Here is a 24,108-nt window from a genome sequence, read left to right as displayed (position 1 = left end):
GGGTTCGCCGATATCGGATCGGGAATAGGGCTTGATTGAGCTCAATGTGCAATGTTACGCGATTCTGTCTGCTTGGCTCGGGCGTTGGGGCACCGGGGAGCGAGTCCCGCATGCGCGAAACGCGTAACCGCGGGCCCTTGTTGTCAGCTATAGTTCACAAATTGAGGGCGTCAACTATGGTTGACAAGCATGGCGGAAGGAGGAGGCATGAGTGCTGCAAAATTCAGTCGATACGACACGGTCGACTATCTGAAGACCGAGGAAGAGATTGCGGCCTATCTGGATGCGGTCATCGAGGATGGAGACCCGGCGCTGATTGCCGCCGCACTCGGCGATGTGGCGCGCGCACGGAACATTAGTAAGCTCGCCCGCGACACCGGCATGAGTCGCGAGGGCATTTACCGCGCGCTATCGGGCGAAGGCAATCCAAGTTTTGCGACTGTGATGAAGATCGCAGGCGCGCTCGGCTTGCGCCTGTCGTTTCGACCGATGACTGGGCGCGCGAGCGGATAGGAAGCGACGATGGAAAAAAACCGGCTCGAAGCATTCAGCGACGGTGTGCTCGCCATCATCATCACGATCATGGTGCTCGAGCTCAAGGTACCGCATAGCGCCGACCTTGCCGCTCTGGCTCCCCTATGGCCGACGGTGGCGAGCTACATCCTCAGCTTCATCTACGTCGGCATCTACTGGAACAACCATCACCATATGTTTCAGGCCAGTCGCAGCGTCGATGCCAGCGTGCTCTGGTCGAATCTGCATTTGCTGTTCTGGCTGTCGTTGCTGCCTTTCGCAACCGGCTGGATGGGGGAGAACCACTTCGCCCGTTGGCCGACCGTCTGCTACGGGGTCGACCTTTTTGCTTGCGCCTCGGCCTATCACATTCTGCAAACGCGGCTCGTGCGGCACCACGGCGCCGAGAGCCGATTGGCACAGGTGATCGGGCGGGACATGAAGGGTAAGGCGTCGGTTGTGCTCTACGCGTTCGGAATCGGGTTGGCGGGGGCGGATTATCCGCGCGCGGGGGCACTTCTCTATGTCGCGGTCGCGCTCATGTGGTTCATTCCCGACCGACGCATGGAGCGGGCGATTCGGGCGCGCGAGAGCTGACGACTCGCCGCGCGCCGCACCGTGCGCTTAACGCACGCGCCGCGTACGGCGGTAATGGTCGAACAGCACGGCGAGCAGCAGGATGCCGCCGCGAATCAGATACTGGTAAAACGTCGGTACGTTCATGAGGCTCATCGCGTTTTGCACGGAGCCCATGATCAACACGCCGACCAGCACACCGGAGATCGTCGCCACGCCACCCGTCAGCGACACGCCGCCGAGCACGCAAGCGGAGATGACACCGAGTTCGAGGCCCACCGAAGTCTTCGGATCGCCAAGACTCATCCGGGAAGCCAGCATGACACCGGCAAAGCCCGTGACGAGTCCTTGCAGCACGAACACTGCGATCTTGATGCGCGTCACGGGCAGGCCCGCGAGCGCGGCCGCCTCGGAGTTGCCGCCCACAGCCAGCACATTCTTGCCGAACACCGTCTTTCTCAGCAAAAAGCCGAACACGATGAAGCCGACGATGTTGCTCCAGATCGGATAAGAAATGCCTAGAAACGAGCCGCCGCCCAGATCGAAGAAGCTCTCTTCGGAAATCATGACCGCATCGCCGTTCGAAACGATATAAGCCAACCCGCGCACGACTTCCATCATGGCCAGCGTGACGATGAGCGAATTGATCTTGTAGCGCGCCACGAGCACGCCGTTGACGAGACCGACCGCGCCGCCCGCGAGCACGCCAACCGTGACGCCGAATACGACACTATGCGTGGCCGTGATCAGCATCGAGGCGACGACCCCGGAGAATGCGACGATCGAGGCGACCGAGAGGTCCACTTCGCCGAGCGCCAGCACGAACATCATCGTGACGGCGATGGAGCCGATGAGGGTGACCGAAAGCAGCAGGCCCTGCATGTTGCGGCTCGTCAGGAAGTCCGGTACCGCCAACGCCAGCACCGCGAACAGGATGACGAAAACCATGACGATGCCGGACTTGTTGGCCAGGCGCCAAGCTCTTCTCCCGAAAGAGGGCGACTCGTGCGGGGCGGCTTGCGACGACAGGGCCGGCTCGGCGGCGGGGCGGATGCTCGGTGGTTGTTGCATGATGTCTCTCATTCGTGGGTGCCGCCCGGGCTCGATGCTCAGGCGCACGCCGGTTCGAAGCGATTACTGTTCGGTTATTGCAGGTTATTGCGGCAAAGCGAGCTTGATCAGCTGATCGGGGGTAGCGTCCGCCTTGGGCAGATCGCCGACCACGCGGCCTTCCTTCATCACGATCACGCGATCGGCTACCCCGATGACTTCGGCCAGGTCGCTCGAAACCATGAGCACCGTGCGGCCGGTCTCGGCCAGTCCATAGAGCAACTCGTAGATCTGCGCGCGGGCGCCGACGTCGATCCCGCGCGTCGGCTCGTCCATGACGAACACGTCGATCTTCTCGGCAAGCCAGCGCGACAGGATGACCTTTTGCTGATTGCCGCCCGAGAGCTTGCCGATCGGGGTATCGCCGTCGCGTGTCTTGATCGACAGCTTGGCGATGTAATCGTCGGTGAGCTCACGCTCGCGCCGCTCGTTGAGCATGAACCGGGCGATGTTGAAGTGCCGGCGCGCGCTGATGTTCAGGTTGTCCGCCACCGAGGCGATCGCCACGATCCCTTCTTGCTTGCGATCCTCGGGGCACAGCGCAATGCCCGCGCGCACCGCATCGCGCGGCGTCGAAAACGAAACGGGCTTGCCATTCAATTCGACGTGGCCGCCACTCGGCTTGACGGCCCCGCATACGAGCTTCATGAGTTCGGAGCGTCCTGCGCCGACGAGACCGAAAAAGCCGACGATCTCGCCGCGGCGCGCCGAGAACGAAGCCGGCTCGGAAAGACCCGGCCCCATCAACCCCTTGGCCTCGATCAGCACGTCGCCGCTCGGGCGCGGCCGGTAGCCGTAGACGTCGCGAATCGAGCGGCCGACCATGCAACTGATCAGCCGGTCGCGATCGAGGCCTTCCACGGCATCGAACGTCTCGATCGAATGGCCGTCGCGGAAAACGGTGACGCGATCGCACAGCTCGTAGACTTCGTCCATGCGATGCGTCACATAGATGATGGCGCGACCCTCCGCGCGCAGCCCGTCGATGATCTGGAAGAGCTGTTTGGTTTCGCGCGAAGAAAGCGAGCTCGTCGGTTCGTCGAACGCGATCACTCGAGCGTCGCGCATCAGCGCCTTGCCGATCTCGATCATCTGACGCTGACCGATCGACAGATGTTTGACCTGCGTATTCGGATCGATCCGTTCGCCGAGCCGCGCGAGCGTGTCGGTGGCGCGTGCCACGAGCGCACGCTCGTCGAGCACGCCCAGCCGGCTCGGCAACTGCCCGAGCATCAGGTTTTCCGCCACCGTCAGTTCGGGCACCAGATGCAGTTCCTGGTAGATGATGGCGATGCCGGCATCGATGGCCGCCTTCGTGCCCGAGAAACGCTGCTCGACACCGCCGAGGCGCAACGTCCCGGCCTGCGGATCGTTCACACCCGAAAGAACCTTGAGCAGAGTCGATTTGCCCGCGCCGTTTTCCCCCATGAGCCCGTGAACTTCGCCCGAGCGCACGTTCAACGAAACGCGGTCGAGCGCGAGTACGCCGGGGAAGCTGACCGTGATGCCGTCGAGCTCCAGATAAGGGGTGGCGGCGTCGCCGTGCGCCCGTGCGGGCGCCGCGGCTTCGGCGATGTCGTTCGCGTTATGCATGCCTTTAGATCCCGAGTTCCTTGCGCACGTCTTGCCAGTTATCGCGCGTCATCAGCTTGCCCGTCGTCTGGGTGTCGGCCGGCGGCTGCTTGCCGTTCTTGATCCAGTTCACGAGGTTCTCGGCGCTATCCTTGCCGTGGTTCGTCGAGCTGACGGCAATCGTGCCGTAAAAGCCCGTCGGTTCCTTCTTCTGGAACTCGGCGAACGCTTCGCCCGCACCGTTGATGCCCACGCCGATCACGTCCTTCGACGGGATATGCACCTGCTCGGTGGCGCGCACGCCGCCCAGCACCGTCTCTTCGTTCAGCGCGTAGATGACCCACTTCTTGATGTTCGGGTGCTTGGACAACACCGGCGACGCCGCGTTGAAGCCGCCTTCGTCGTCAGTCGTCTTTTGCGGGGCGTCGAAAATGTTTTCCTTCTTGAAGCCGTTGTCGAGCAGCGTCTTCGTCGCGCCATCCGTGCGCAGCTTCGCCGTCGGCAGTTCATAGTCGGTGATGCGGATCGCGCCGACTTCCTCGGGCTTCCAGCCGCGCTTTTTCATCTCGTCCGAGATCGCCTGGCCGACCTGATTGCCGATCTTGAACGCCGACATGCCGAGGTGGGGCACATCCGCGAGCGGCTTGCCGCCCGAGTCGACGAGCTGGTCGTCGACGGTCACGAACTTCATGCCGTACTTCTTGGCGCGGGCCTTGATGGCCGTGCCGAGGCGAACGTCGGGCGCGCAGATCACGAAACCCTTCGCGCCTTGTGCGCCGAGGTTGTCGATGGCGGCCAATACTTTTTCACCATCGGGCGTGCCGATGTTGACGACCGAAAAACCGTCCTGCTTGCCGAGCGCCGTGGCAGCCTTTTGCTCGTTGATGAACCATGCCTGCTCGGGCATCTTCACGAGAAAACCGATCTTGAGCGGCTCGTCCGCCTTGACTGCGCTTTGCATGGCGAACGGTGCGGCGAACGTCATCGCCACGGCGGCGCACAACGTGAAGCGGCGAAGCTTGCTGGTCATACTTGTCTCCTTGGTGTCGGTCTCCATAGACCGGTAGTGTGGTAATGCGTCGATCAACGCCACTTGTTGCGGCTTTCCTCAACTCGGTTCGTGGGTTTGGAATTCGGGTTGGCGTTCGTTTATTCAGTCGACGAACGGCTCGACCTCGCGTCGCGTGCCGAGCAAGAACGCGTCGGCGACATGGCGTAGCGGACGCACATCGACATCCTCTTCGCCACGCTCGATCAATTGACGCCAATGTGCGTAAAGCGACGGGTATTCGCGTTCGGGACCGATGTCGACAGGCTTGCCATCGATCTCGAGCGTTTTGCCGCCCGCGTCGATGCGCAATCGGCTGACGTTCGTGGTCACCGCAATCTGCCATTGCTCGGTTGCGCCATAACGCCAGTCGAACTCAGCACGCACGGGCGCACCGTGCTCGTCGGCGAAGAGCAGGCTCGCCGCGATGGGCGTTTGAGTGTTTGACGGAAAGTGCAGCGTCGCGGCGTTGAGCACGATTTCGCGCGGCAAGATGCGCGTTACGATCGACAACGCGTTGATGCCCGGGTCGAATACGCCGAGGCCGCCGGGTTGCCAGATCCATTTTTGTCCAGGGTGCCATTTGCGTACATCCTCTTTCCAGTTCACTTCTACCGCCTGGATTTCACGCGAGGCGAGCCACGCGCGCGCAGGCTCCACGGCCGGCGCGTGGCGCGAATGCCAGCTCGCGAACAGCGTGCGGCGGGCCTTGCGCGCCAACTGGCGCAGGATCTCGATCTCGTGCAGGCTCGCGCCGGGCGGCTTTTCGAGCATGACGTGCTTGCCGGCTTCGAGCGCCGCGCGTGCCTGCGCAAAGCGCACCTGCGGCGGCGCGCAGAGTGAAACCGCATCGAGATGCGGCTCGTGGGCCAGCATGTCCTCGAGGGTCGTATAGTTGCGCACGCCTTCGACTTCGGCGTGGCGGCTCGCGCAGGCCACGAGCTCGAAGCCGGCATCCACGGCAATCGCCGGCAAATGCTGGTCGCGCGCGATCTTACCGATGCCGACGAGGCCCAACTTCAGTGTGTGACTCATGAATCGTCTCGCCTGTTCGCTTCTTACCGGCCCCAGCGCAACGCGAGCGGGTTCGCTTCGCGCGCCAGCTCGAGCAGCTCGGCGCGTGTCGCGCCCGCCAACGCTTCGAGCGGATGGCGCACGGCATCGCTCTTGATCACGCCGCCTTCCATCATCACGGTCTTGGTGGCGCGCAAGCCGCACTGGCGGTTTTCGTAGTTGATGAGCGGCAGAATGCGCGCATAGCCTTGGCGCGCCTCGTCGCGTCGCCCGGCCCGGAAATCGTCGAAGACTTGCCGGATCAGGTCGGGCAGCAACGCGCTCGACATCGTGCCGGTTGCCCCTGCATCGAGGTCGGGCATCAACGTGATCGCTTCTTCGCCGTCGAACGGCCCTTCGATGGCATCGGCGCCCGCGGCGATCAAGGCGCGCAGTTTGGCCGCCGCTTGCGGCACCTCGATCTTGAAGTAGCGCACAAGCGGCAGCTCGCGTGCGATACGCGCGAGGAACGGCACGCTGAGCGCCACGCCCGAGAGGGGCGCGTCCTGGATCATGACCGGCACGCCTGCCGCCTCGGCCACGCGTGCAAAATGCTCGAACATCGCGGCTTCGTCCACGCGCATCGTCGCGCCATGGTAGGGCGGCATGACCATGATGAGGCTCGCGCCCGCCGCGGCGGCACGCCGCGCACGGTCGGCTGCGATGCGCGTCGTGAAGTGGCTGCAGGTCACCATCACCGGCACGCGGCCAGCCGTCTGCTCGAGACAGACGTCGATCAACGTATCGCGCTCGGCGTCGGTCAGCGCATATTGCTCCGAGTAGTTAGCGAGAATGCAGATGCCGTCGACACGCTGGTCGACCATGCAGTCGATCACACGGCGCTGGCCGTCGAGATCGAGGTCGCCCGATTCGGTGAACGGCGTCGGTGCGACAGGAAAGAGACCCGAGAACGGTCGGGAAAAGGTCACCACAATTCGACTCCTGGTTGAAAGCTATCGGATGTTCGCCTGAGCGGGTAGCGCGCGCTCGTTGAGACTCAAGGGCAGGGCGCCTTCGTCCGAGGGGCGTGTTTCGTCGACGGCAGCCGCATGGCCGCCCAATCCCGAGCCGTTTGCCTTGCGGCGCGCGGCCTGCCGTTCGATGACGCGTTGCAGCAGGCAGAACACGCAAAGCAACGCGCCGATGACGATGCGGGTCCACCACGAGCTGAGCGTACCGTCGAATGTGATCAGCGTTTGAATGGTGCCGAGCACACCGACACCGAACACCGAACCGATGACATAGCCGACGCCGCCGGTAAGCAGCGTGCCGCCGATGACGGCCGCGGCAATGGCGTCGAGTTCCATGCCTTGCGCCTGCAGGCCATAGCCCGACAGCACGTAAAGCGTGAAGACGAGACCGCCGAGCGCGGAACACAGTCCGCCAAAAGCATAGACGCCGACCTTCGTGCGTGCGACGGGCAAACCCATCAGCAGTGCCGACTTTTCGTTGCCACCGATCGCGTAGACATTGCGGCCGAAGCGCGTGAAGTGCGCCACGTAGATCGCCACTGCCAGCATGGCGAGCGCGATCAACGCACCCGCGTTGAGATCGCCGCTGCCGATCGGGACATGAAAGCTCGCCAACGCATGAAACGATGCTTCATGGATTTCGATCGATTGCGTGGTGATCAGAAAGCACGCGCCGCGTGCGAGGAACATGCCCGCCAGCGTGACGATGAACGCTTGCAGCTTGAAAAAATGGATCAACGCGCCCATCGCGGCGCCGTATGCGGCACCGAGCACGAGCACGAGCGGTGCGATCGCCCAGACCGGCCAATGCAGCCGTTCGGAGAGGATCGCGCAAAGAATCGTCGTGAAGGCCACCACGGCGCCGACGGACAAGTCGATGCCGCCCGAGACGATGACGAACGTCGTGCCGATCGCCACGATCAGCAGGAACGCGTTGTCGACGAGCAGTCCGACGAGGACTTGTAACGAACCGAAGCCGGTATACATCGCCGAGCCAAAGCCGAACAGCGCGGCAAAGAGAATGACGGTAACGGCGATCGGCAGCGTGCGCGGATCGATGAGTCGCTGCAATACGGCTCTCATTTGGCCGCCTCGTTGACAGGTTTGACGCGCGCCAGCACGACCGCACGTCCGATGAACCGGACGATCGTTTCGCGCGCGCTCGCCGATTGAATGATGCTCACGAGCAGCACGACGATCGCTTTGACGACGAGCGTCGCTTCGGGCGGCACGCCGATGGAATAGGTCGTGTAGGTGAGCGTTTGGATGATCAGCGCGCCGAGCACGGTGCCGGCAAGCGAGAAGCGGCCGCCGAGCAGCGAGGTCCCGCCCAGCGTGACCGCGAGGATCGCATCGAGCTCGAGGAGCAGGCCCGCGTTGTTGCCGTCGGCGCTGCGCACGTTCGAGCTCGTGATGACGCCGGCGAGCGCGGCGGCCAGTCCGCAAAACACGTAGACGCCGAAGACGATCGCGCTCGCGCGCAATCCGACGAGGCGCGTTGCCACCGGATTGATGCCGATCGCACGAATGAACAGCCCCAGCGCCGTGCGATTGATGAGCAGTGCGGTGGCCGCCGTCGCGCCGGCCGCGATCCAGACGGAGCAGGGCACCGCGGCGAGATAGCCGCCGCCGAGCGTCAGATAGCTGTGCGCCGAGATAGGGATGATCTGCCCGCCAGTCAACAACTGGGCGATGCCGCGGCCCGCGACCATGAGAATCAGCGTCGCGATGATCGGCTGCATGCCGACGAATGCGACGAGCAAGCCGTTCCATGCGCCAGCCACGAGCCCGACGCCGAGCGCGGCCGCCACGGCACGGCCGACATGTGTCGGGTCGTCGGCCAGCAACATCGCCGCCGTGGCGCCGGCGATGGCGACGACGGTGCCCACGGAAATGTCGACGCCGCGCGTCGCGATGACGAGCGTCATCCCGAGCGACACGATGGCCAGCGGGGCTGCGCGGTTGAGAATGTCGATGGGTGCGCCGAACAGATGTCCGTCGAGCATCGTGATCGCGAGGAAATCGGCGCGATGCGCGACGTCGAGCGCGAACAGCAGCACGAGCGTGAGCACGGGCCACAGCAGCGGGTGCCGCAAAGCGGCCCGAAGGGCAGTACCGATGCGTGCTGTCATGACGCGTTGCCTCCGGCGATGAGCCGATAGACTTCGTCTTCGTCGAGCTTGTCGCCCGCGAGCTCGGCGACCTTGCGCCGGTCGCGCAGCACGGCGACGCGATGGCTCACGCGCAGCACTTCGCTGAGTTCGGAGGAGATCAGCAGGATGCCGAGCCCTTTCGCGCACAGGGCAAGAACACGGTCCATGATGTCGAATTTGGCGGCGACGTCGATGCCGCGCGTGGGTTCGTCGAGAATCAGCATGCGCGGCTCGATGGCGAGCCACCGGGCCAGCAGCGCTTTTTGCTGATTGCCGCCCGAGAGCAGCTCGATCGGTTGTTCGGCATCGCGCGCGCGGATCCCGAGCGACGCGATGTATTCGTTGGCGATGCGCCGTTCTTTCGCGCGCCCGAGCGGGCGCCACCAGCCGCGCCGCGCCTGCAGCGCCAGCACGATGTTTTCGCGGATCGAAAGCGCGGCGACGATGCCTTCCTTCTTCCGATCCTCGGGACAGTAGCCGATGCCGTGGCGCACCGCATGCCGCGGCGAACCCAGCTTGACGGGTTTGCCGTCGACAGTCACGGCGCCCGTATCGGCGCGCTCGGCGCCGAACAGCAATTGAGCCGTTTCGGTGCGACCCGAGCCGAGCAGGCCCGCGAGACCGACGATCCGTCCCGGCTCGATCGATAAATCGACGGGATGCAACAGTCCGCGACGTCCTACGCCCTGCATCTGAAAGCGCGCCACGTCGGCGCTGTCGCCGGGCGCCTGCGTTGCCTGGCGGGCAGCTGCGTTGGCCTGCCGCTCAGCCATGCGCGTGTCGCCGACCATCTTTTCGACGAGCGTATCGACGGGCAGATCCTTCGCCAGATACTCCCCTTCGCGCTCGCCGTTGCGCATGACGGTGATACGGTCCGACACGGCGTAGGTCTGTTCGAGAAAATGCGTGACGAACAGAATCGCCATGCCCGAACGCTTGAGCTTGCGAAGCACGTCGAAGAGCCGCGCCACTTCGCTGTCGTCGAGGCTCGACGTCGGCTCATCGAGAATCAGCACGCGCGCATCGACCGATACGGCACGTGCGATCGCCACCATCTGTTGCACGGCGATCGGGTAGGTGTCGAGCGACTTGGTGACATCGAGCGACACGTTGAGCTGTGCCAGCGCCGCTTCGGCGCCCTTGCGAATCGCTTTCCAGTCGATGGCGCCACGGCGCATCGGCTGTCGGCCCGCGAAGATGTTCTCCGCGACCGACAGATTCGGACAAAGGTTGACCTCCTGGTAGAGCGTCCGGATGCCGGCGGCCTCCGCTTCGAGCGGCGCCGCGAAGTCCACGGGACGCCCCTCGATGCGAATTTCGCCGGCATCGTGCGGATGCACGCCCGTGAGCACGTTGATCAGCGTCGATTTGCCGGCGCCGTTCTGGCCCATCAGCGTATGAATCTCGCCTGCGTACAGATGCAGATCGACATTGCGCAACGCCTGTACGCCAGGAAACGACTTGGAAAGGCCGACGGTTTCGAGCACGAGAGGGCCGGTCATGGGCATTTGCTCAAGCTTGGGGTCTCAGGGCCTCGCGGCGCGACGGATCAGTATTTACGCTGCGGCAGGACCTGCGCCGCGACGTTCATCGGGAACACCGTTTCGTTCGTCACGATGCGCTTGGGCAGTTGCTTGCCCGCAACGATGTCTTTGACGGCCGACATCAACTGCGGTCCGAGCAGCGGGCTGCACTCCACGTCGACATTGATCTTGCCGGCGATCATCGCCTGGAAGCCGCCCTTGGTGGCATCGAACGATACGACCTTCACGTCGCTGCCGGGTTTGATGCCGGCTTCTTCCATGGCCTGGATCGCGCCGAGCGCCATATCGTCGTTATGCGCATAGACGACGTTGATCTTCTTGCCGTAGGTCTTGGCGAACGCTTCCATCACCTGCTTGCCGCCCGCGAGCGTGAAGTCGCCGCTTTGCGACGCAATGATCTTGAACTTGGGATCCTTCTGGATGATTTCCATCAGGCCGGCGTGGCGATCGTTCGCGGGTGCCGAACCCACCGTGCCTTGCAGCTCGGCGATGTTAATCGGGCCGGGGTTGTCCTTGTACGTTTCCTCGAGCCAACGGCCCGCGCGGCGGCCTTCTTCGAGGAAGTCCGAACCGATCATCGTGACGTACAAATCCTTGTCCTTCACATCGATGTTGCGGTCCGTGAGCACGACCGGGATATGGGCGCGCTTCGCTTCTTGCAGCACGGGCTCCCAGCCCGATTCGACCACTGGCGAAAACGCGATCACGTCGACTTTCTGCGCAATATAGGAACGGATCGCCTTGATCTGGTTTTCCTGCTTTTGCTGCGCATCGGAGAACTTCAGATTGATGCCGGCATCCTTCGCGGCCTGCTTGACCGAGACGGTGTTCGCTGTGCGCCAGGCGCTCTCCGCGCCGACCTGCGCAAAGCCCAGCGTGATTTTCTTGTCTTCCGCATGGCCCGCAACGGCGGCCGTGAGAAGCGTGACAGTAAACAAGGCCTTAAGCGTCTGGCGTACGGTGCGTCTCATCGTCTGTGTCTCCGGTTTCTCTTCGTTTGTCTTTGTTGCTTGCGCCTATCCCGGCTCGCTTGCGCAGACCCGGAAATAGCCAAACTATAGGCATCGAGTCATGCGGGCGCGATTAGCGTTTTCCCCAGATCACGAAACCCAATAGTCATGCTATTTCTGTACGGTCGTTGCGAGAAGTTGACGCCCCAAACGGTGCGTTCTCGTGTAAATCGCAGACCGAGGGACATTGACGGCTCGACCAAAAGTTTGGGTTTCTCAAATAGTGGTCAGCGCTCGGCAGTCCCGATATAGTATTACTACTTACAGAATTTTATCGAACAAGCTATGACCGACAAACGCGCTAAGCTCCGTTCCGCCCAGTGGTTCGGCACGGCCGACAAGAACGGCTTCATGTACCGCAGCTGGATGAAGAACCAGGGCATTCCCGATCATGAATTCCAGGGCAAGCCGATCATCGGCATCTGCAACACGTGGTCGGAGCTGACGCCCTGCAACGCGCACTTTCGCAAGCTCGCGGAGCATGTCAAGCGCGGCGTCTTCGAGGCGGGCGGATTTCCGGTGGAGTTTCCCGTCTTCTCGAACGGCGAGTCCAATCTTCGCCCCACGGCGATGTTTACGCGCAACCTTGCGAGCATGGATGTCGAAGAGTCGATCCGCGGTAATCCGATCGACGCCGTCGTATTGCTGGCCGGCTGCGACAAGACTACACCGGCGCTGTTGATGGGGGCGGCGAGCTGCGATGTGCCCGCCATTCTCGTGAGCGGCGGCCCGATGCTAAACGGCAAGCACGAAGGGCGCGACATCGGTTCCGGTACGGTCGTTTGGCAATTGAGCGAGCAGGTCAAGGCCGGAAAGATCTCGATCCACGAATTCATGTCGGCCGAGGCCGGCATGTCGCGTTCGGCCGGTACCTGCAACACGATGGGTACCGCCTCGACGATGGCCTGTATGGCCGAAGCGCTCGGGGTGACGTTGCCGCACAATGCAGCGATCCCGGCTGTCGACTCTCGCCGCTATGTCCTGGCCCACCTATCGGGCATGCGTATCGTCGAAATGGCGCTCGAGGATCTGCGCCTGTCCAAGCTGCTCACGCGCGAGGCATTCGAGAACGCCGTGCGTACGAACGCCGCGATCGGTGGCTCGACCAATGCCGCCATTCATCTGAAGGCCATCGCGGGGCGCATCGGTGTGCCGTTCGACCTCGATGACTGGACGCGCATCGGGCGGGGTACGCCGACGATCGTCGATCTGCAGCCGTCGGGGCGCTTTCTGATGGAGGAGTTCTATTACGCGGGCGGTTTGCCCGCCGTGCTGCGCCGGCTCGGCGATGCGGGCCTGCTGCCGCACCCGGATGCACTGACGGCCAATGGCCGCTCGATCTGGGAGAACTGCCAGGAAGCGCCGCTCTACGACGCCGAGGTGATCCGGCCGCTCGACAATCCGCTCGTGGCGGACGGCGGGCTTTGTGTGTTGCGCGGCAACCTCGCTCCGCGCGGCGCGGTACTCAAGCCGTCCGCAGCCACGCCTTCGCTGTTGCGACATCGCGGCCGCGCCGTCGTCTTCGAGAACTTCGACGATTACAAGGCGCGCATCGCCGACCCCGAGCTGGATGTCACGGCCGATTCGATTTTGGTGATGAAGAACTGCGGACCGAAGGGTTATCCCGGTATGGCCGAAGTCGGCAACATGGGGCTGCCGCCGAAGATCCTCGCGCAGGGTGTGACCGATATGGTGCGGATATCCGATGCGCGCATGAGCGGCACCGCCTATGGCACCGTGGTTTTGCATGTGGCACCGGAGGCACGCGCGGGCGGTCCGCTGGCCATCGTGCGCAACGGCGACTGGATCGAACTCGATTGCGAGGCTGGCCGACTGCACCTCGATATCTCCGCGGCGGAGATGACGGCGCGTCTCGCCGAATGGAGCGAAACGTACCGTGCGGCGCCTGGGGATGCGAGCGGTTATCGCAATCTCTATGTCGACCACGTATTGCAAGCGGACGAAGGATGCGACTTCGATTTCCTGGTCGGCTGCCGGGGGGCCGAAGTGCCGCCGCATTCGCATTGAAAGCGCGGGCGGTACGAAGGCGGGGCGTGACTGAGAAGGGGCTTTAAGAAGGCCGGCACAAACGACTGACGTTGTTCGTGCCGGCCTTTCTCGTCAACGTGCGTTGCGGGTGGCCACTTCGAGAATCGTTTCGGCGTCGGCGCGAGCGTTCTCGAGTTGAACGAGGCTTGCCTGACGTGCGCCGAGCGGGTCGCGGTTTTCTATTGCCGTCAAAATGGCCTTGTGACGCGGCAGCGACAGCGCATGCGTGTCCGGATGGCGGCTTGTCAGCTTGATCGACTCGGAGAGCGCCATCGACATCATATTGCCGATGAAGGCAAGCATGTCGTTGTGCGTAGCCGCCATGATTGCGCGATGGAACTCCAGATCGGGATCGAGCAATGCCGAGGCCGTTTCCGCGCTCGCCATCTGTTCGAACGCCCGGCGAATGCGCGCCAAATCGGCTTCCGTGCTTTCGGTCGCCGCCAGCGCGGCCGCGGCCGGCTCGATGATGCGGCGCACCGTCAGCAGCGAGCGAAAGAAATCGCCCTCGGGCGTACTGCTGATTGTCCAGAACAGCACGTCGGGATCGAGCATGTGCCATTCTTCCCGTGGGCGCACGACGCTGCCCACGCGCGGCTTCGATACCACGAGCCCTTTGGCGACCAGCACACGGGTGGCTTCACGTAGAACCGGCCGGCTCACGCCGTAGGCTTCGCAAAGGCTGGGCTCGGGGGGCAGGCGTTCGCCGGGGGCAAATTTGCCGCTGACGATCTCGATGCCGAGTTCCTGCACGATCCGAGCGTGCATGCTCTTGCGATTCTTGAGATGCCGATAGTCCATGGTCTGTTCAATGCGGTGCGCTGACCGCGCGAGGCGAACTCGCGCGGTCACGTAGCCGCGGAGGTTGTTCGCAGCATAGCATGGGCCAAAGCACGATTTATCGGAAAAATTGCGCCGTCAGGGAATAATCGGGCACCCCAGTCCGTTAAGAAAAGGTGATCGAGTTGCATCGGTGCGGTGAACGCCGTCTCGGTCGCTTGCCGTTCGATGGCCGGGGCGCCGGTATGAGCCAGGCGCGGCCATTACTACCTCAACTGGAGCCGAAGATGAAAATCCGTCAATTTCTCCCCGCAGTGTTCACGATGCTCGTTTTGGCGCTGGCATCGCTGTCGGCGACCGCGTGCTCGACCACCGACGGTTCGATGGGCTCGACCGGTGCGTCGAGCTCGGGCGGCAGCGGTAGCGGCGGTTATTGATTGCCGGTGCACGCCATGAAGACCGCGCGACACGCGGTGACGCACGCGTGAGCTTCGAAGCCGACGTCATCGGCAAGCTGCCGCAACTGCGCCGCTACGCGCGCGCGTTGACGGGCGATGCCGCATGGGCCGACGATCTGGTGCAAGACGCGGCCGAACGCGCGCTCATTCGCCGCAAGGCGTTCGAGCCGGGCAGCAACTTGCGCGCGTGGCTCTTCACGATCCTGCGAAACCTCTACATCGACCAGTTGCGCGCGCGGCGCGAGATCGCGGTGGACGACGAAAGCGCGCCCTGGCGTAGCCTCGAGGCGCCGCGCGCAGAGGTCGACGGTCTGGTACTGCGCGATGTCCAGCAGGCGCTCTATCACCTGTCGATGGAGCAACGAGAAGTGATCCTGCTCGTCGGTGTCGAAGAACTGACGTATCAGGAGGCGTCGAACGTATTGGATGTACCGATCGGCACCGTCATGTCCCGGCTTTCGCGTGCGCGGGAGCACATGCGGATGCTGCTCGATGTGGGACCGGCGCATAAGCCGGCGCCCCTCAAAGTTGTGAGAAACAAGCCATGAACGACGACCATCGCGATTCCGGGCCGGAAGCGGGTAAAGCGGGCAAAGCGGACAAAGCAGGTGAAGCGGGCATCGATTCGCAGATGCTCGGCGCGTTCGTCGACGGGGAGTTGAACGAAACGCATCGTGCAGCGGTGCTGTCGGCACTCGAGCACGATCCCGAAGCAAAGGCACGCGTGGCCGCATGGCGAGCGCAAAAAGCGGCGCTGCGCGCCCTGTGCAACGCGCCGGAAGAGGGCGTCGCTCCGGTGATCGTGCTGCGCGCGCGTACCGCGTGGCCGCGGCGCATGGCACTTGCCGCGGGCTGGCTGGCCGCAGGGATCGCCATCGGTGTCATGGCGAGTACATTGATGCCCGAGCTGCGGCGGCATCAGGAGCCGGCGACGTTCGCGCGTCGTGCCGATATCGCGTATGCCGTCTATGCGCCGGAAGTCCGTCATCCGGTCGAAGTAGGGGCGGGCGACGAGGCGCATTTGATGAGCTGGCTGTCGAAACGGCTCGGCAAGCCGCTGTCCGTGCCGTCGCTCCGGGAGTACGGCTACTCGCTCGTCGGCGGGCGTCTGTTGCCGGGCGAAGCGGGGCCGGCCGCACAGTTCATGTACGAGAGTGCCTCGGGTGCGCGCCTCACGCTTTATGTCACGCGCATTCCCACTGATGAAACGGCGTTCCGGCTGTTGCGCGACGGCGATCGCCGTACGTTCTATTGGGTCAGCGATCACCTCGGCTACGCATTGTCGGGCCCGATATCCGAGGCGAAGCTGCGCGCGATCGCGATCGAAGTGTGCAGCGCGCTCGGCGGCAAGCCCGAATCGTGGCAATGACCAACTAAATTGACGGCGCATGGAATAGCGGCGCTATCGAATCCGTTTATCGCATGGATTGCGAACGTCGGCTGCACATGATATGCAGCCGGCATTCGCCGATTCGACTCATGATCTTTGCAATCGAACGGAGAACAACATGATCAAATCCCTCGCCTGCGTTGCCGCCGTGGCATGCGCTATTCCCGTTGCAGCTCTTGCCGAACAACCGAAAACAGCCAATGGCATGCTGGTGGACGAAGACGGCATGACGCTTTATACCTTCGATGCGGACGCGAAGGCGGCGGACGGTGCGAGCGCATGCAAAGACCAATGCGCGACCATCTGGCCCGCAGCGAAAGCGGACGACTACGACAAAGCGAGCGGCAACTGGACGCTCGTGAAGACCGCGGACGGCAAGCAACAATGGGCCTACAACGGGCACCGGCTGTATCGTTTCTCGAAAGACGCCAAGCCCGGCGACAAGAACGGCGACGGCGTCAAAGGCGTCTGGCATATCGCCAAACCCTGATGCGCACGTGCCTCCGGCACGCGGGACGGGTCGTCTTCGAAAAAAGTGGGAACGCGCCGATCGGATAGGACATCTATCGGCGCATGGACGGCGAACCGGCTCATCGAGCCGAATGTCGCTGTCCGCTCACCCGGAGACCCAACATGAAGCACATCCCATACGCCGCGGCACTCGCTGTTTTCTCGCTGCTGACAATCGACGCGCACGCCCAGCAAGCCGTTGCCGCCCCGACGGATCCGCAAATCGCCGCGATCGTCGTGACGGCAAACCAAGTCGATATCGATGCCGGAAAGCTCGCCGGCGCACGAAGCCATAACAAGGACGTCAAAAGCTTTGCGCATCTGATGGTGACCGACCACAGCAGCGTCAATAAATCGGCGGTCGATCTCGTCCACCGGCTCAACGTGACGCCGGAGGACAATCCCACGAGCCGCGCGTTGAAGCAAGGCGGCGACGAAAACCTCGCGAAGCTGAAGAAACTCAAGGGCGCGGCATTCGACAAAGCTTATGTCGATCACGAAGTGGCCTATCACGAGGCGGTGCTCGACGCCGTCGACAAGACACTGATTCCGGATGCGCAAAATGCCGACCTGAAGGCGTTGCTCGTCAAGGTTCGGCCAGCCTTTGTCGCTCACCTCGAGCACGCGCGGCAGCTTCAGACCGAGCTGGCGAACAAGGGGGAATGACATGTCCTCGAATGCGTGGCTCGCACGGGCGGCGCTGTCTGCTGCCGCAGCGGTCTGCCTGTTGCTCGGCACGCACCCAGCCTCGGCTGCCGAACATATCGTGACGATCGAGGGGATGCAATTCTCGCCTGCGTCGGTCACGGTCCAGGCGGGCGACGAAATCGTATGGGTCAACAAGGATCTCGTCGCGCATACCGCTACCGCCACGGGCCGTTTCGATTCCCGAACGATCGAACCGGGCCATCGGTGGCGCTATGTCGCGCGGGCTCCCGGCACCTATCCTTATGGGTGCACACTCCATCCGACAATGAAAGCGACCCTCATCGTGGAGAAAGGACATGAACGGCGCAACACGAAGTGACGCCGAAGCGGTATTGATGTCGGCGCTCGGACGGCAGCACGATGCCGCGCTCGCGCGGCTGATCGCGGCCGGCGATCGGACCGCGTTCGTTCAGATGATGCGGCATCACAACCGGCGGCTCTACCGTCTCGCGCGAGCCGTCTTGCGCGACGACGCCGAGGCCGAGGATGCGTTGCAGGATGCCTATCTGGCCGCCTACAAGGCAATCGGCGGGTATCGCGCGCAGGCGTCGCTCGCGACCTGGCTGTCGCGCCTCGTGCTCAACGAGTGTATGGGGCGGCAACGGCGCCAGGCTCGCCGAAACAACGTGGCGCCAATGTTCAGCATGACGGACAGCGACGGAACGGAGCATGACATGGCCGACACAGAGGGCGCGGATGCCCCTGACGAAGCTTTGCAACGCAGTGAAATCCGCTCACTGCTCGAACGCAAGCTCGACGCGTTGCCGCAGGCGTATCGCGTCGTTTTCGTGCTGCGCTGCGTGGAGGAGCTCAGCGTCGAGGAGACGGCCCAGTACCTGGATATTCCGGAAGCGACGGTACGTTCGCGCCACTTCCGCGCACGCAGCATGCTGCGCGAGTCGCTGGCGAGAGCGCTCGATCTAGCGGAGGGGGAGGTGTTCTCGTTCGGAGGGGCGCACTGCGACCGTATCGTCGATGCGGTGCTCGCGAAGATCGATAGATAATTGGGCACGAACAAGATTGCGCTCGCTGGCGATTCCAAAGAGGAGGAACATCGTGAGTCACACGAGACGGCAGTGTGTTCTTTCTTCTCACCATCGCACAGGGAGCGCCGCACATGTGCGGGCGGCCCGCATCAAATCGGCGGCATACGTTCAAGCGCCTGTGCGGCGCTCGATAGCCCGCGAAGCACCTTATCGGCGACCTCCTGCGAAAACCCATGAGGCAAGTCTGCCTGAACCTCCGCTATCACCGCCGGCGTGCGTGCGATCAGCTCCTGAAGCAACGGCTCGGCGTTTTCCCCATACCCCACCTTTCTTGCTGTGCTGTTGAAGTGGCGGCGCAGGATAGTGTGCATTTGATAGTGCCGGTTCTTGCCGAGTAGTGCCATGGCTAGCTTGAGCTGCTGCACGTCCCAGTGGTTGGTCCCGTCACCGATGACCGGGTACGCCGACATGACGTCATAAATAGGCGTCAGCAGATACCGGGCGGCTGGACCAGGCTGCAGTTGGATGCTGAAATTCTTGGCATGACCGTCCGGAGCGCGCAGCATCCAGAAGAGAATTTGGGAAGCCATGACGGTGCGCATGTCACGCTCCGCATTCACGGACTGCTGCAAGAGCGCGAATAGTTGTCCGAGGCCGGGCCCGCCTTCGCTCTCATATTTGATGAGCGGTGACGTTCCGGTGGCTTGACAGAAGTCTTCCTGGATGAGCCGGAACACACGCGTGGTATCGGACGAGATCGAGCGATCGAATCGCTCCACGATGAGTACCCGTTGCTTGCCGAACGTGGCGATACGCGCTTGCGCTGTGGGCAGACCGTATGCCTTGAAGATCCGCAAGCAGATCCACTCGTTGTCCACTGACGTGCTGAAATCCGCTTGCCGGCCGCCGACCAAACCAAGAGGCAGCTTGAATATATGCGTCGTGGGCGTGGCGCCGCGCGGCTTCATCCATTTGCCGTCCCACCACAAAAAGGCGTCTTTCTCTTGCGCGCCCGCAAGTGATATTCGGAAGTCATCGTCAGGGTCCATGGCGCCGGCGAAGCGGTCCGGAGTGACGACTTCTAGCAGATGGCGCTCGATCGCTTCGTCGTCCGTGACAACGCCGTCGATGCGCTCGACGCCTGACGGCAACTCGCCTTCTGGCAGCAGTTGTAGCGCGCCCACGCAATCGCGACCGATGGCAGCCAAGAGATCGAAAGCGTCGGTGGAGCCTGTCTTGAAACGCGCTGCAACCCGCTTGCGGATAGCACCGCTGTCAGGGAGCAGGCCCTCGAAATAATGGGCGACGCTGTCGCCTCTCAATGGTTCGTTATTGAAATTAAAAGGCAGCGATACGGAGATTGGCCGTCCATGCGGAGAAGCGAGCCAGTGCGCGTCGTATTGCAGTTCCATGCCGCCACGGGCCGTGATGGTCCAGCGGCCAACGTATTCGCCGTTGGCCCAGAGCGTCAACGTTTGACTGTGCGAGCGTCGCCCCATATCACCACTCCGTTTTGTGTGCCGGGTCGAGGCTTGCACGTTCCCCCAACCGTAGCTCCAGCCCGACGGCCGCGCACCAGCTCAGCAATTGTTTGAAGCTGATGTCGTCCGGGTGCTGTTCCAGGTAGGACACACGGTTCTGGCTCAGGCCCAAGCGGGCCGCCACTGCCGCTTGCGTGAGTTTGCGACGCTTGCGGGCAGCCTTTAATAGTTGGCCCAACTGCAAGGCAGTCACAAGCGATTGAGACGGCAGGATCGAGGGCATAGCATGTATCCGAAAAACAGCTATTTGTATTTTAGCTGAAATTCAGCTATTCACAGAGTATCCGGAAACCGGATAAACCGAGCGACGGTTCGGCTTGCGGTTCGAACGCCTGTTGCCATCCAGCCCATCGCGCTATTCGGCTATGCCCGGCCGGGGAGCGGCTTCGCCAGCGTCTTCGGCATTTCGTCCTGTCCCATCGCGACGCGAGTGCGCGTGCGGATAATCGGCGCGGTGGGCGAACAACACTGGAAACGGAGAATGTCCGGGTGATTTTTGAGAATGAAGAACCGTCCGATGTATGCGAATCGCCGGACGAAGCTGTGAATGTATCCGTACCGGTCTCGATGGTCTTGCACTCGTCCGGCGAAATTTCCGTCGTCGTCATCGATTTGATGCGTGAGGACGAGCGCCCGTGCTTTGCCGAGCGAACCATCCGCTTCAGCGCGCACGCGGCCGCCCAATTCCTCGATGCCATGGGTAGTACTGTGCAAAGCGGGCATCTCCTGTTCGGAGACGAGCGGCCCGCGACGGCGACGCTTCACTAGCACGGCCGCGCAAGATCGTGCCGCGTCAACCCAAATCGAACGTCGTCGTCAGTACGAAGGTGCGGCCCGGCAGCACCGGTATGTAGATCGCGTGCATCGACGCGCCGTAAAGGCGCCGGTCGAACACATTCTTCACGCCCAGTTGTGCCGACCAGTGCTTGGCGCGATAGAAGACGGTTGTATCGACGCGCGCATTGCCGGGCAGCGAGTAGCCAGGCAAATCCGTCGGCTGGCGCGAATGGCCAAAGATTCCGCCGCCGACGCCCCAGCCGCGCGTCGGGTCCTTGCTGAACGCGTAGGTGCTCCAGAGGCTCGCGCTGCGAGCCGGGACTGCTGGGGAGGCGCCGCTGTCACCGCCCGCGCTGGAGCTCGCCACGGCCAGCGTGCCGATCACGTTCCAGCCTGGCAGCGCTTGCCCTTGCAAATCGAACTCGAACCCGCGGCTGTGCTGGCCCGGTACCTGTACGGCGAAAAGCGGATTCGTCGGGTCCGGCCCAATCGCAAAGTCGTTGCGCAGACGATAAACGGACGCTGTCGCATACAGTTTGTCGTCGAGCAGGTTCAATTTCACCCCTGCCTCGATCTGCTCGGCACGGATTGCCGGCAACGGCGTTCCGCTGGACGTCTGTTGGCCGAGCGACTGATCGAACCCGTGCAGCCAGTTCGCATAGAGGGTTGCGGACGGAGTCAACCGGTAGCTGACGCCGAGATTGGGCGTCCAGGCGCCGTTGTGCTGATCGAGGTGATTGAGCGAATCGGAGAGCAGCACGTTCGTGTGCCGCATCGAAGCCAGGACCCGCAGCCGCGAACCGAACTCGAGTTGCGCCTGCACGTAGGCGCTCCACTGCCGCGAATCGAATGAAGCGAGCGGTGCAAGCGGCCCGCCCGGCACCGTCGGCAGCGGTTGGGGCGTGTACAGGTTCTGAAGCGAGAAGTTGTCGGGTGCCTGATCGTTCGCGAACCCGAGCCGCCAAAAATCGACGCCAGCGAGGAGCGTGCCGGAAACGCCGCCCAACTTGAACTTGCGTGCCAGCTCGCCGGCGACGGTGGCTTGGTGCTGGACCGTGCGCGCATTGATTGCATCGAGCCCCACGTCGCCTTGGGCGTCGAATGCGGCCAACGGGACGTTCCAAAAGGTCTCGGTTTCGTAGCGCAGCAGCCGCGCTCGCGCACGCACGCTCCAGCCGTCGCCGAAGTCGTGTTCTGCGAGCAAATGCGCTTCCGTCGATTTATTTGCGATGTGGTCGCTCGGTGCGCTGACCGGCGTGAGCGGCGTACCGGGTAGCGGTTGGCCGTCCGGGCCGCCCACCGTGTACGGCAGGATCGGCAAGCGATTGCGATGGTATTCGAACCCTAGCGTGATGTCGTTCGAACCATCGCGGTAGCGCAGCGATGGCGCCACAAAATCCTCGCGTTGTCCGTCATAGCCGCCGTAGTTGCGGTTATCGAACTCGCCGCCGGCAACGAAGCGGTAGCCAAGATGCGAACCGTCGCCGAACATGCCGTTAAGGTCGACGCTTGCCCTGCGCTGGCCGTTCGAGTCGATTTGCGTCGTCAGCGTACGTTGAATCTTGAACTCGGGCTTCTTCGTGACAAGATTCACGATGCCGCCCGACGGGACGCCCCCCGCGATCAGCGTGACGGGCCCTTTGATGACTTCGACGCGCTCGATCTCCTCCAGTGGCGGATAAGCCTCCGATTCGTAGAGCATGCCGTCGACCATCAGCGTGTTCGTCTGAAAGCCGCGCACTTTGACGTCGTAGTTTGCGTTGTTGAAGCCGAACAGCGACGTGACGCCGCTCACATTGCCGAGCGCATCGGCGGCGCTCACCGCTTGCTGGCTGGTCATCACGTCGTGGCTCACCGCGCCGACCGACTGCGGCACGTCGGAGAGTGCCATGTCGGTGCGCGTGGCTGTCGACGAGCGCTCGACGACGAAGCCCTGCTCGGTCGCGGAGCCGTCATCGGCACGAGCGAGTACATCGATCTTCGGCAGCACGTGCGCCGGGGGCGATGCGGAACCCGCTTCGTCCATTGCTCCGGAGGGGCGCAGCGTCAGCGTACCGCCCGCTACATCGATCAGCTCGAGACGGCTGCCGATCAGCGCATTGGCGAGCGCCTCCCTTGCCGTCATGGTGCCGTCGACAGCGTGGGACACGAGGCCTCGCGTCAGTGCCGCGTCGAACGAAAGAACGAGGTGTCCCTGCTTTGCGATCTGCAGCAGTACGTGTTCGAGCGGAGCGCTCGCCACATGAAACTCGATGGGCTGCGTATCCGCCGCCCAAGCGTGCGAAGCCGCGACGGAGCACCAGATCGCCCCCGCAAGCCAACCCCAACGTCCGTGTGTACCGGGCGCCATTTTTGCCATTGCATTCATCTCGATTGGAGGAAGGCCGACTCGACCGCTTCCACATACGAGCGATGCAAAACCGATCATCTTGCCGTTTGAATCGAAACGCGCTCGACATGCGCGCGTCTCTGCCTTTCAACGGCCCAAATATCGGTTAGTTGACGCCGATCGGGGGATAGGGATCGGCTGATTCTGCAGTAAGGGTTTTCCGATCGGTCTTTCAGGCCCGCCCAATCTCCGCCGCATGCGCGATGAGTGGTACGCGTCCCAAGCCGCCTTCGAAGCGCGCATTGTCCGTCGCCTTAGCGGAGACTTCGAGCCGATAGCCGAGCGAATAGACGGTGCGCAGCGTCACGCCATTTGCAGGCCCGAGCGCCAATTTTCTGCGCAGCTTGTAGATGTGCTGCTCGATCGAGCGGTCGGCGCAATCGGTTTCGCTACCCCAGATCGATTTCGCCACCATCGATCGAGTCAGACTGACGCCGGGGTTCGTGAAGAAAAGCCAAGCCGTCGCAAACTCGCGCGGCGTCAGTGGGATCGACGTATCGCGCAGCTCGACGACGCAGCATGCCTTGTCGAGCGTATAAGGGCCGACGCGCAGGCTCAAGAGCTCGCGATTCGCCATGCCGGTGTCGAGCTGCATCGCGCGCGTCGCGCGAACGTAGAATTCGTTCTCGTTGAATTGCAGCGACAGGATATCGGTGGCGCCCGCCTCGTACCATTGCAAGAGGTTGGCCGGATTCGCGAACGAGCCGACCACGAGCAGCGGCGTGTTCCGGAACGAATGGCACTCGCGCCAGCCCACGAGCGCACTCGTCGCCACGTCGTTGCTTCGAGCATCGACTACGATGAGACCGTAGGGCTTGTGTCGGAGCGCACGCAGCATGTCGATCTCGTTCGTGAATACTTCTCCGCCCGTGCAACACAGCGCGAGACTCTCCGCGATGCGTCGCGCAAGGCTGCCGTCATTCGTGAGGATGGCGTAGTTCACAGTGACCCCCTTTTGTTGCATTGGGTT

Annotated in this window: 25 protein-coding genes; 11 read left to right on the top strand and 14 right to left on the bottom strand. The window is 63.0% G+C overall.

Features of this window, described 5'->3' with window-relative positions:
• The first annotated feature begins 207 nt into the window (after window positions 1-207).
• Complete coding sequence (locus GWC77_RS20550) at window positions 208-513, top strand: addiction module antidote protein (protein ID WP_173259993.1); 306 nt, start codon at window positions 208-210, stop codon at window positions 511-513.
• 9 nt (window positions 514-522) lie between these two features.
• Window positions 523-1,110, top strand: a complete 588-nt coding sequence (locus tag GWC77_RS20545) for a TMEM175 family protein (protein WP_173259992.1) — start codon at window positions 523-525, stop codon at window positions 1,108-1,110.
• A 27-nt stretch (window positions 1,111-1,137) separates the two neighbouring features.
• Here GWC77_RS20545 and araH read toward each other — a convergent pair whose 3' ends face one another.
• The 9 genes from araH to GWC77_RS20500 form a co-directional block, all read right to left on the bottom strand.
• Window positions 1,138-2,160: an L-arabinose ABC transporter permease AraH gene (araH, locus tag GWC77_RS20540; protein ID WP_173259991.1), complete on the bottom strand. Its 1,023-nt coding sequence runs from the start codon at window positions 2,158-2,160 to the stop codon at window positions 1,138-1,140.
• Between the two features lie 84 nt (window positions 2,161-2,244).
• A complete protein-coding gene (araG, locus tag GWC77_RS20535; RefSeq protein ID WP_173259990.1) occupies window positions 2,245-3,792 on the bottom strand; it encodes an L-arabinose ABC transporter ATP-binding protein AraG in 1,548 nt (515 codons plus the stop codon).
• Between the two features lie 4 nt (window positions 3,793-3,796).
• A complete protein-coding gene (locus GWC77_RS20530; protein ID WP_173259989.1) occupies window positions 3,797-4,801 on the bottom strand; it encodes an arabinose ABC transporter substrate-binding protein in 1,005 nt (334 codons plus the stop codon).
• Window positions 4,802-4,924: 123 nt separating this feature from the next.
• Window positions 4,925-5,854, bottom strand: a complete 930-nt coding sequence (locus tag GWC77_RS20525; protein WP_173259988.1) for a Gfo/Idh/MocA family protein — start codon at window positions 5,852-5,854, stop codon at window positions 4,925-4,927.
• 23 nt (window positions 5,855-5,877) lie between these two features.
• Window positions 5,878-6,804: a dihydrodipicolinate synthase family protein gene (locus GWC77_RS20520; protein ID WP_173259987.1), complete on the bottom strand. Its 927-nt coding sequence runs from the start codon at window positions 6,802-6,804 to the stop codon at window positions 5,878-5,880.
• 21 nt (window positions 6,805-6,825) lie between these two features.
• Window positions 6,826-7,926: a galactofuranose ABC transporter, permease protein YjfF gene (gene yjfF, locus GWC77_RS20515; RefSeq protein WP_173259986.1), complete on the bottom strand. Its 1,101-nt coding sequence runs from the start codon at window positions 7,924-7,926 to the stop codon at window positions 6,826-6,828.
• Window positions 7,923-8,975, bottom strand: coding sequence for an ABC transporter permease (locus tag GWC77_RS20510; RefSeq protein WP_173259985.1), 1,053 nt, complete (start codon window positions 8,973-8,975; stop codon window positions 7,923-7,925). Before GWC77_RS20510 ends, yjfF begins: the two co-directional genes overlap by 4 nt.
• Entirely contained in the window at window positions 8,972-10,498 is a 1,527-nt protein-coding gene (locus tag GWC77_RS20505; protein WP_173259984.1) for a sugar ABC transporter ATP-binding protein, read from the bottom strand. Before GWC77_RS20505 ends, GWC77_RS20510 begins: the two co-directional genes overlap by 4 nt.
• 47 nt (window positions 10,499-10,545) lie before the next feature.
• Complete coding sequence (locus GWC77_RS20500) at window positions 10,546-11,511, bottom strand: ABC transporter substrate-binding protein (protein ID WP_173259983.1); 966 nt, start codon at window positions 11,509-11,511, stop codon at window positions 10,546-10,548.
• A 324-nt stretch (window positions 11,512-11,835) separates the two neighbouring features.
• On the opposite strand from GWC77_RS20500, the gene GWC77_RS20495 reads away from it, so the two are divergent.
• Complete coding sequence (locus GWC77_RS20495) at window positions 11,836-13,578, top strand: IlvD/Edd family dehydratase (protein WP_173259982.1); 1,743 nt, start codon at window positions 11,836-11,838, stop codon at window positions 13,576-13,578.
• Window positions 13,579-13,671: 93 nt separating this feature from the next.
• Here the strand turns inward: GWC77_RS20495 and GWC77_RS20490 are convergent, their stop codons facing one another.
• Complete coding sequence (locus tag GWC77_RS20490) at window positions 13,672-14,400, bottom strand: FadR/GntR family transcriptional regulator (protein WP_173259981.1); 729 nt, start codon at window positions 14,398-14,400, stop codon at window positions 13,672-13,674.
• A gap of 266 nt (window positions 14,401-14,666) precedes the next feature.
• Between GWC77_RS20490 and GWC77_RS20485 the strand changes: the two genes are divergently transcribed.
• The 7 genes from GWC77_RS20485 (at window position 14,667) to GWC77_RS20455 (ending at window position 18,449) form a co-directional block, all read left to right on the top strand.
• Window positions 14,667-14,816: a hypothetical protein gene (locus GWC77_RS20485; RefSeq protein ID WP_173259980.1), complete on the top strand. Its 150-nt coding sequence runs from the start codon at window positions 14,667-14,669 to the stop codon at window positions 14,814-14,816.
• 47 nt (window positions 14,817-14,863) lie between these two features.
• Entirely contained in the window at window positions 14,864-15,385 is a 522-nt protein-coding gene (locus GWC77_RS20480; RefSeq protein ID WP_173259979.1) for a sigma-70 family RNA polymerase sigma factor, read from the top strand.
• Window positions 15,382-16,206 carry an anti-sigma factor gene (locus GWC77_RS20475; RefSeq protein ID WP_173259978.1) on the top strand — a complete coding sequence of 275 codons (825 nt, stop codon included), beginning with the start codon at window positions 15,382-15,384 and terminating at the stop codon, window positions 16,204-16,206. The genes GWC77_RS20480 and GWC77_RS20475 overlap by 4 nt, the downstream gene beginning before the upstream one ends.
• 139 nt (window positions 16,207-16,345) lie before the next feature.
• Window positions 16,346-16,717, top strand: a complete 372-nt coding sequence (locus GWC77_RS20470) for a hypothetical protein (RefSeq protein WP_173259977.1) — start codon at window positions 16,346-16,348, stop codon at window positions 16,715-16,717.
• 143 nt (window positions 16,718-16,860) lie between these two features.
• A complete protein-coding gene (locus tag GWC77_RS20465; RefSeq protein WP_173259976.1) occupies window positions 16,861-17,403 on the top strand; it encodes a DUF4142 domain-containing protein in 543 nt (180 codons plus the stop codon).
• Between the two features lies 1 nt (window position 17,404).
• Window positions 17,405-17,764: a cupredoxin family copper-binding protein gene (locus GWC77_RS20460; RefSeq protein WP_173259975.1), complete on the top strand. Its 360-nt coding sequence runs from the start codon at window positions 17,405-17,407 to the stop codon at window positions 17,762-17,764.
• Between the two features lie 16 nt (window positions 17,765-17,780).
• A complete protein-coding gene (locus tag GWC77_RS20455) occupies window positions 17,781-18,449 on the top strand; it encodes an RNA polymerase sigma factor (RefSeq protein WP_173260007.1) in 669 nt (222 codons plus the stop codon).
• 131 nt (window positions 18,450-18,580) lie between these two features.
• Here GWC77_RS20455 and GWC77_RS20450 read toward each other — a convergent pair whose 3' ends face one another.
• Window positions 18,581-19,930, bottom strand: a complete 1,350-nt coding sequence (locus GWC77_RS20450) for a type II toxin-antitoxin system HipA family toxin (RefSeq protein WP_173260006.1) — start codon at window positions 19,928-19,930, stop codon at window positions 18,581-18,583.
• Window position 19,931: 1 nt separating this feature from the next.
• Window positions 19,932-20,195: a helix-turn-helix domain-containing protein gene (locus tag GWC77_RS20445; RefSeq protein ID WP_173259974.1), complete on the bottom strand. Its 264-nt coding sequence runs from the start codon at window positions 20,193-20,195 to the stop codon at window positions 19,932-19,934.
• A gap of 266 nt (window positions 20,196-20,461) precedes the next feature.
• On the opposite strand from GWC77_RS20445, the gene GWC77_RS20440 reads away from it, so the two are divergent.
• Entirely contained in the window at window positions 20,462-20,740 is a 279-nt protein-coding gene (locus GWC77_RS20440) for a hypothetical protein (protein ID WP_173259973.1), read from the top strand.
• A 25-nt stretch (window positions 20,741-20,765) separates the two neighbouring features.
• Here GWC77_RS20440 and GWC77_RS20435 read toward each other — a convergent pair whose 3' ends face one another.
• On the bottom strand, window positions 20,766-23,108 hold the full coding sequence (locus GWC77_RS20435) for a TonB-dependent receptor (protein WP_173259972.1): 2,343 nt from the start codon (window positions 23,106-23,108) through the stop codon (window positions 20,766-20,768).
• A 202-nt stretch (window positions 23,109-23,310) separates the two neighbouring features.
• The gene (locus GWC77_RS30320; protein ID WP_173259971.1) at window positions 23,311-24,081 is read right to left on the bottom strand and encodes a response regulator transcription factor; all 771 of its coding nucleotides are present in this window, start codon (window positions 24,079-24,081) and stop codon (window positions 23,311-23,313) included.
• Between the last annotated feature and the right edge of the window lie 27 nt (window positions 24,082-24,108).

It is taken from the genome of Paraburkholderia sp. NMBU_R16, assembly GCF_013282575.1.
Classification (GTDB): domain Bacteria; phylum Pseudomonadota; class Gammaproteobacteria; order Burkholderiales; family Burkholderiaceae; genus Trinickia.
This window is presented reverse-complemented; position numbering and strand designations above follow the sequence as displayed.

Bases quoted from the DNA above. Each gene is read 5' to 3' on its own strand.
- GWC77_RS20545 (WP_173259992.1), top strand. From the start codon at position 523: ATGGAAAAAAACCGGCTCGAAGCATTCAGCGACGGTGTGCTCGCCATC.
- yjfF (WP_173259986.1), bottom strand. From the start codon at position 7,926: ATGAGAGCCGTATTGCAGCGACTCATCGATCCGCGCACGCTGCCGATC.
- GWC77_RS20460 (WP_173259975.1), top strand. From the start codon at position 17,405: ATGTCCTCGAATGCGTGGCTCGCACGGGCGGCGCTGTCTGCTGCCGCA.
- GWC77_RS20495 (WP_173259982.1), top strand. From the start codon at position 11,836: ATGACCGACAAACGCGCTAAGCTCCGTTCCGCCCAGTGGTTCGGCACG.
- araH (WP_173259991.1), bottom strand. From the start codon at position 2,160: ATGCAACAACCACCGAGCATCCGCCCCGCCGCCGAGCCGGCCCTGTCG.
- GWC77_RS20485 (WP_173259980.1), top strand. From the start codon at position 14,667: ATGAAAATCCGTCAATTTCTCCCCGCAGTGTTCACGATGCTCGTTTTG.
- GWC77_RS20530 (WP_173259989.1), bottom strand. From the start codon at position 4,801: ATGACCAGCAAGCTTCGCCGCTTCACGTTGTGCGCCGCCGTGGCGATG.
- araG (WP_173259990.1), bottom strand. From the start codon at position 3,792: ATGCATAACGCGAACGACATCGCCGAAGCCGCGGCGCCCGCACGGGCG.
- GWC77_RS20510 (WP_173259985.1), bottom strand. From the start codon at position 8,975: ATGACAGCACGCATCGGTACTGCCCTTCGGGCCGCTTTGCGGCACCCG.
- GWC77_RS20435 (WP_173259972.1), bottom strand. From the start codon at position 23,108: ATGGCAAAAATGGCGCCCGGTACACACGGACGTTGGGGTTGGCTTGCG.
- GWC77_RS20465 (WP_173259976.1), top strand. From the start codon at position 16,861: ATGAAGCACATCCCATACGCCGCGGCACTCGCTGTTTTCTCGCTGCTG.
- GWC77_RS20500 (WP_173259983.1), bottom strand. From the start codon at position 11,511: ATGAGACGCACCGTACGCCAGACGCTTAAGGCCTTGTTTACTGTCACG.
- GWC77_RS20445 (WP_173259974.1), bottom strand. From the start codon at position 20,195: ATGCCCTCGATCCTGCCGTCTCAATCGCTTGTGACTGCCTTGCAGTTG.
- GWC77_RS20490 (WP_173259981.1), bottom strand. From the start codon at position 14,400: ATGGACTATCGGCATCTCAAGAATCGCAAGAGCATGCACGCTCGGATC.
- GWC77_RS20525 (WP_173259988.1), bottom strand. From the start codon at position 5,854: ATGAGTCACACACTGAAGTTGGGCCTCGTCGGCATCGGTAAGATCGCG.
- GWC77_RS20455 (WP_173260007.1), top strand. From the start codon at position 17,781: ATGTCGGCGCTCGGACGGCAGCACGATGCCGCGCTCGCGCGGCTGATC.
- GWC77_RS20550 (WP_173259993.1), top strand. From the start codon at position 208: ATGAGTGCTGCAAAATTCAGTCGATACGACACGGTCGACTATCTGAAG.
- GWC77_RS20450 (WP_173260006.1), bottom strand. From the start codon at position 19,930: ATGGGGCGACGCTCGCACAGTCAAACGTTGACGCTCTGGGCCAACGGC.
- GWC77_RS20475 (WP_173259978.1), top strand. From the start codon at position 15,382: ATGAACGACGACCATCGCGATTCCGGGCCGGAAGCGGGTAAAGCGGGC.
- GWC77_RS20505 (WP_173259984.1), bottom strand. From the start codon at position 10,498: ATGACCGGCCCTCTCGTGCTCGAAACCGTCGGCCTTTCCAAGTCGTTT.
- GWC77_RS20470 (WP_173259977.1), top strand. From the start codon at position 16,346: ATGATCAAATCCCTCGCCTGCGTTGCCGCCGTGGCATGCGCTATTCCC.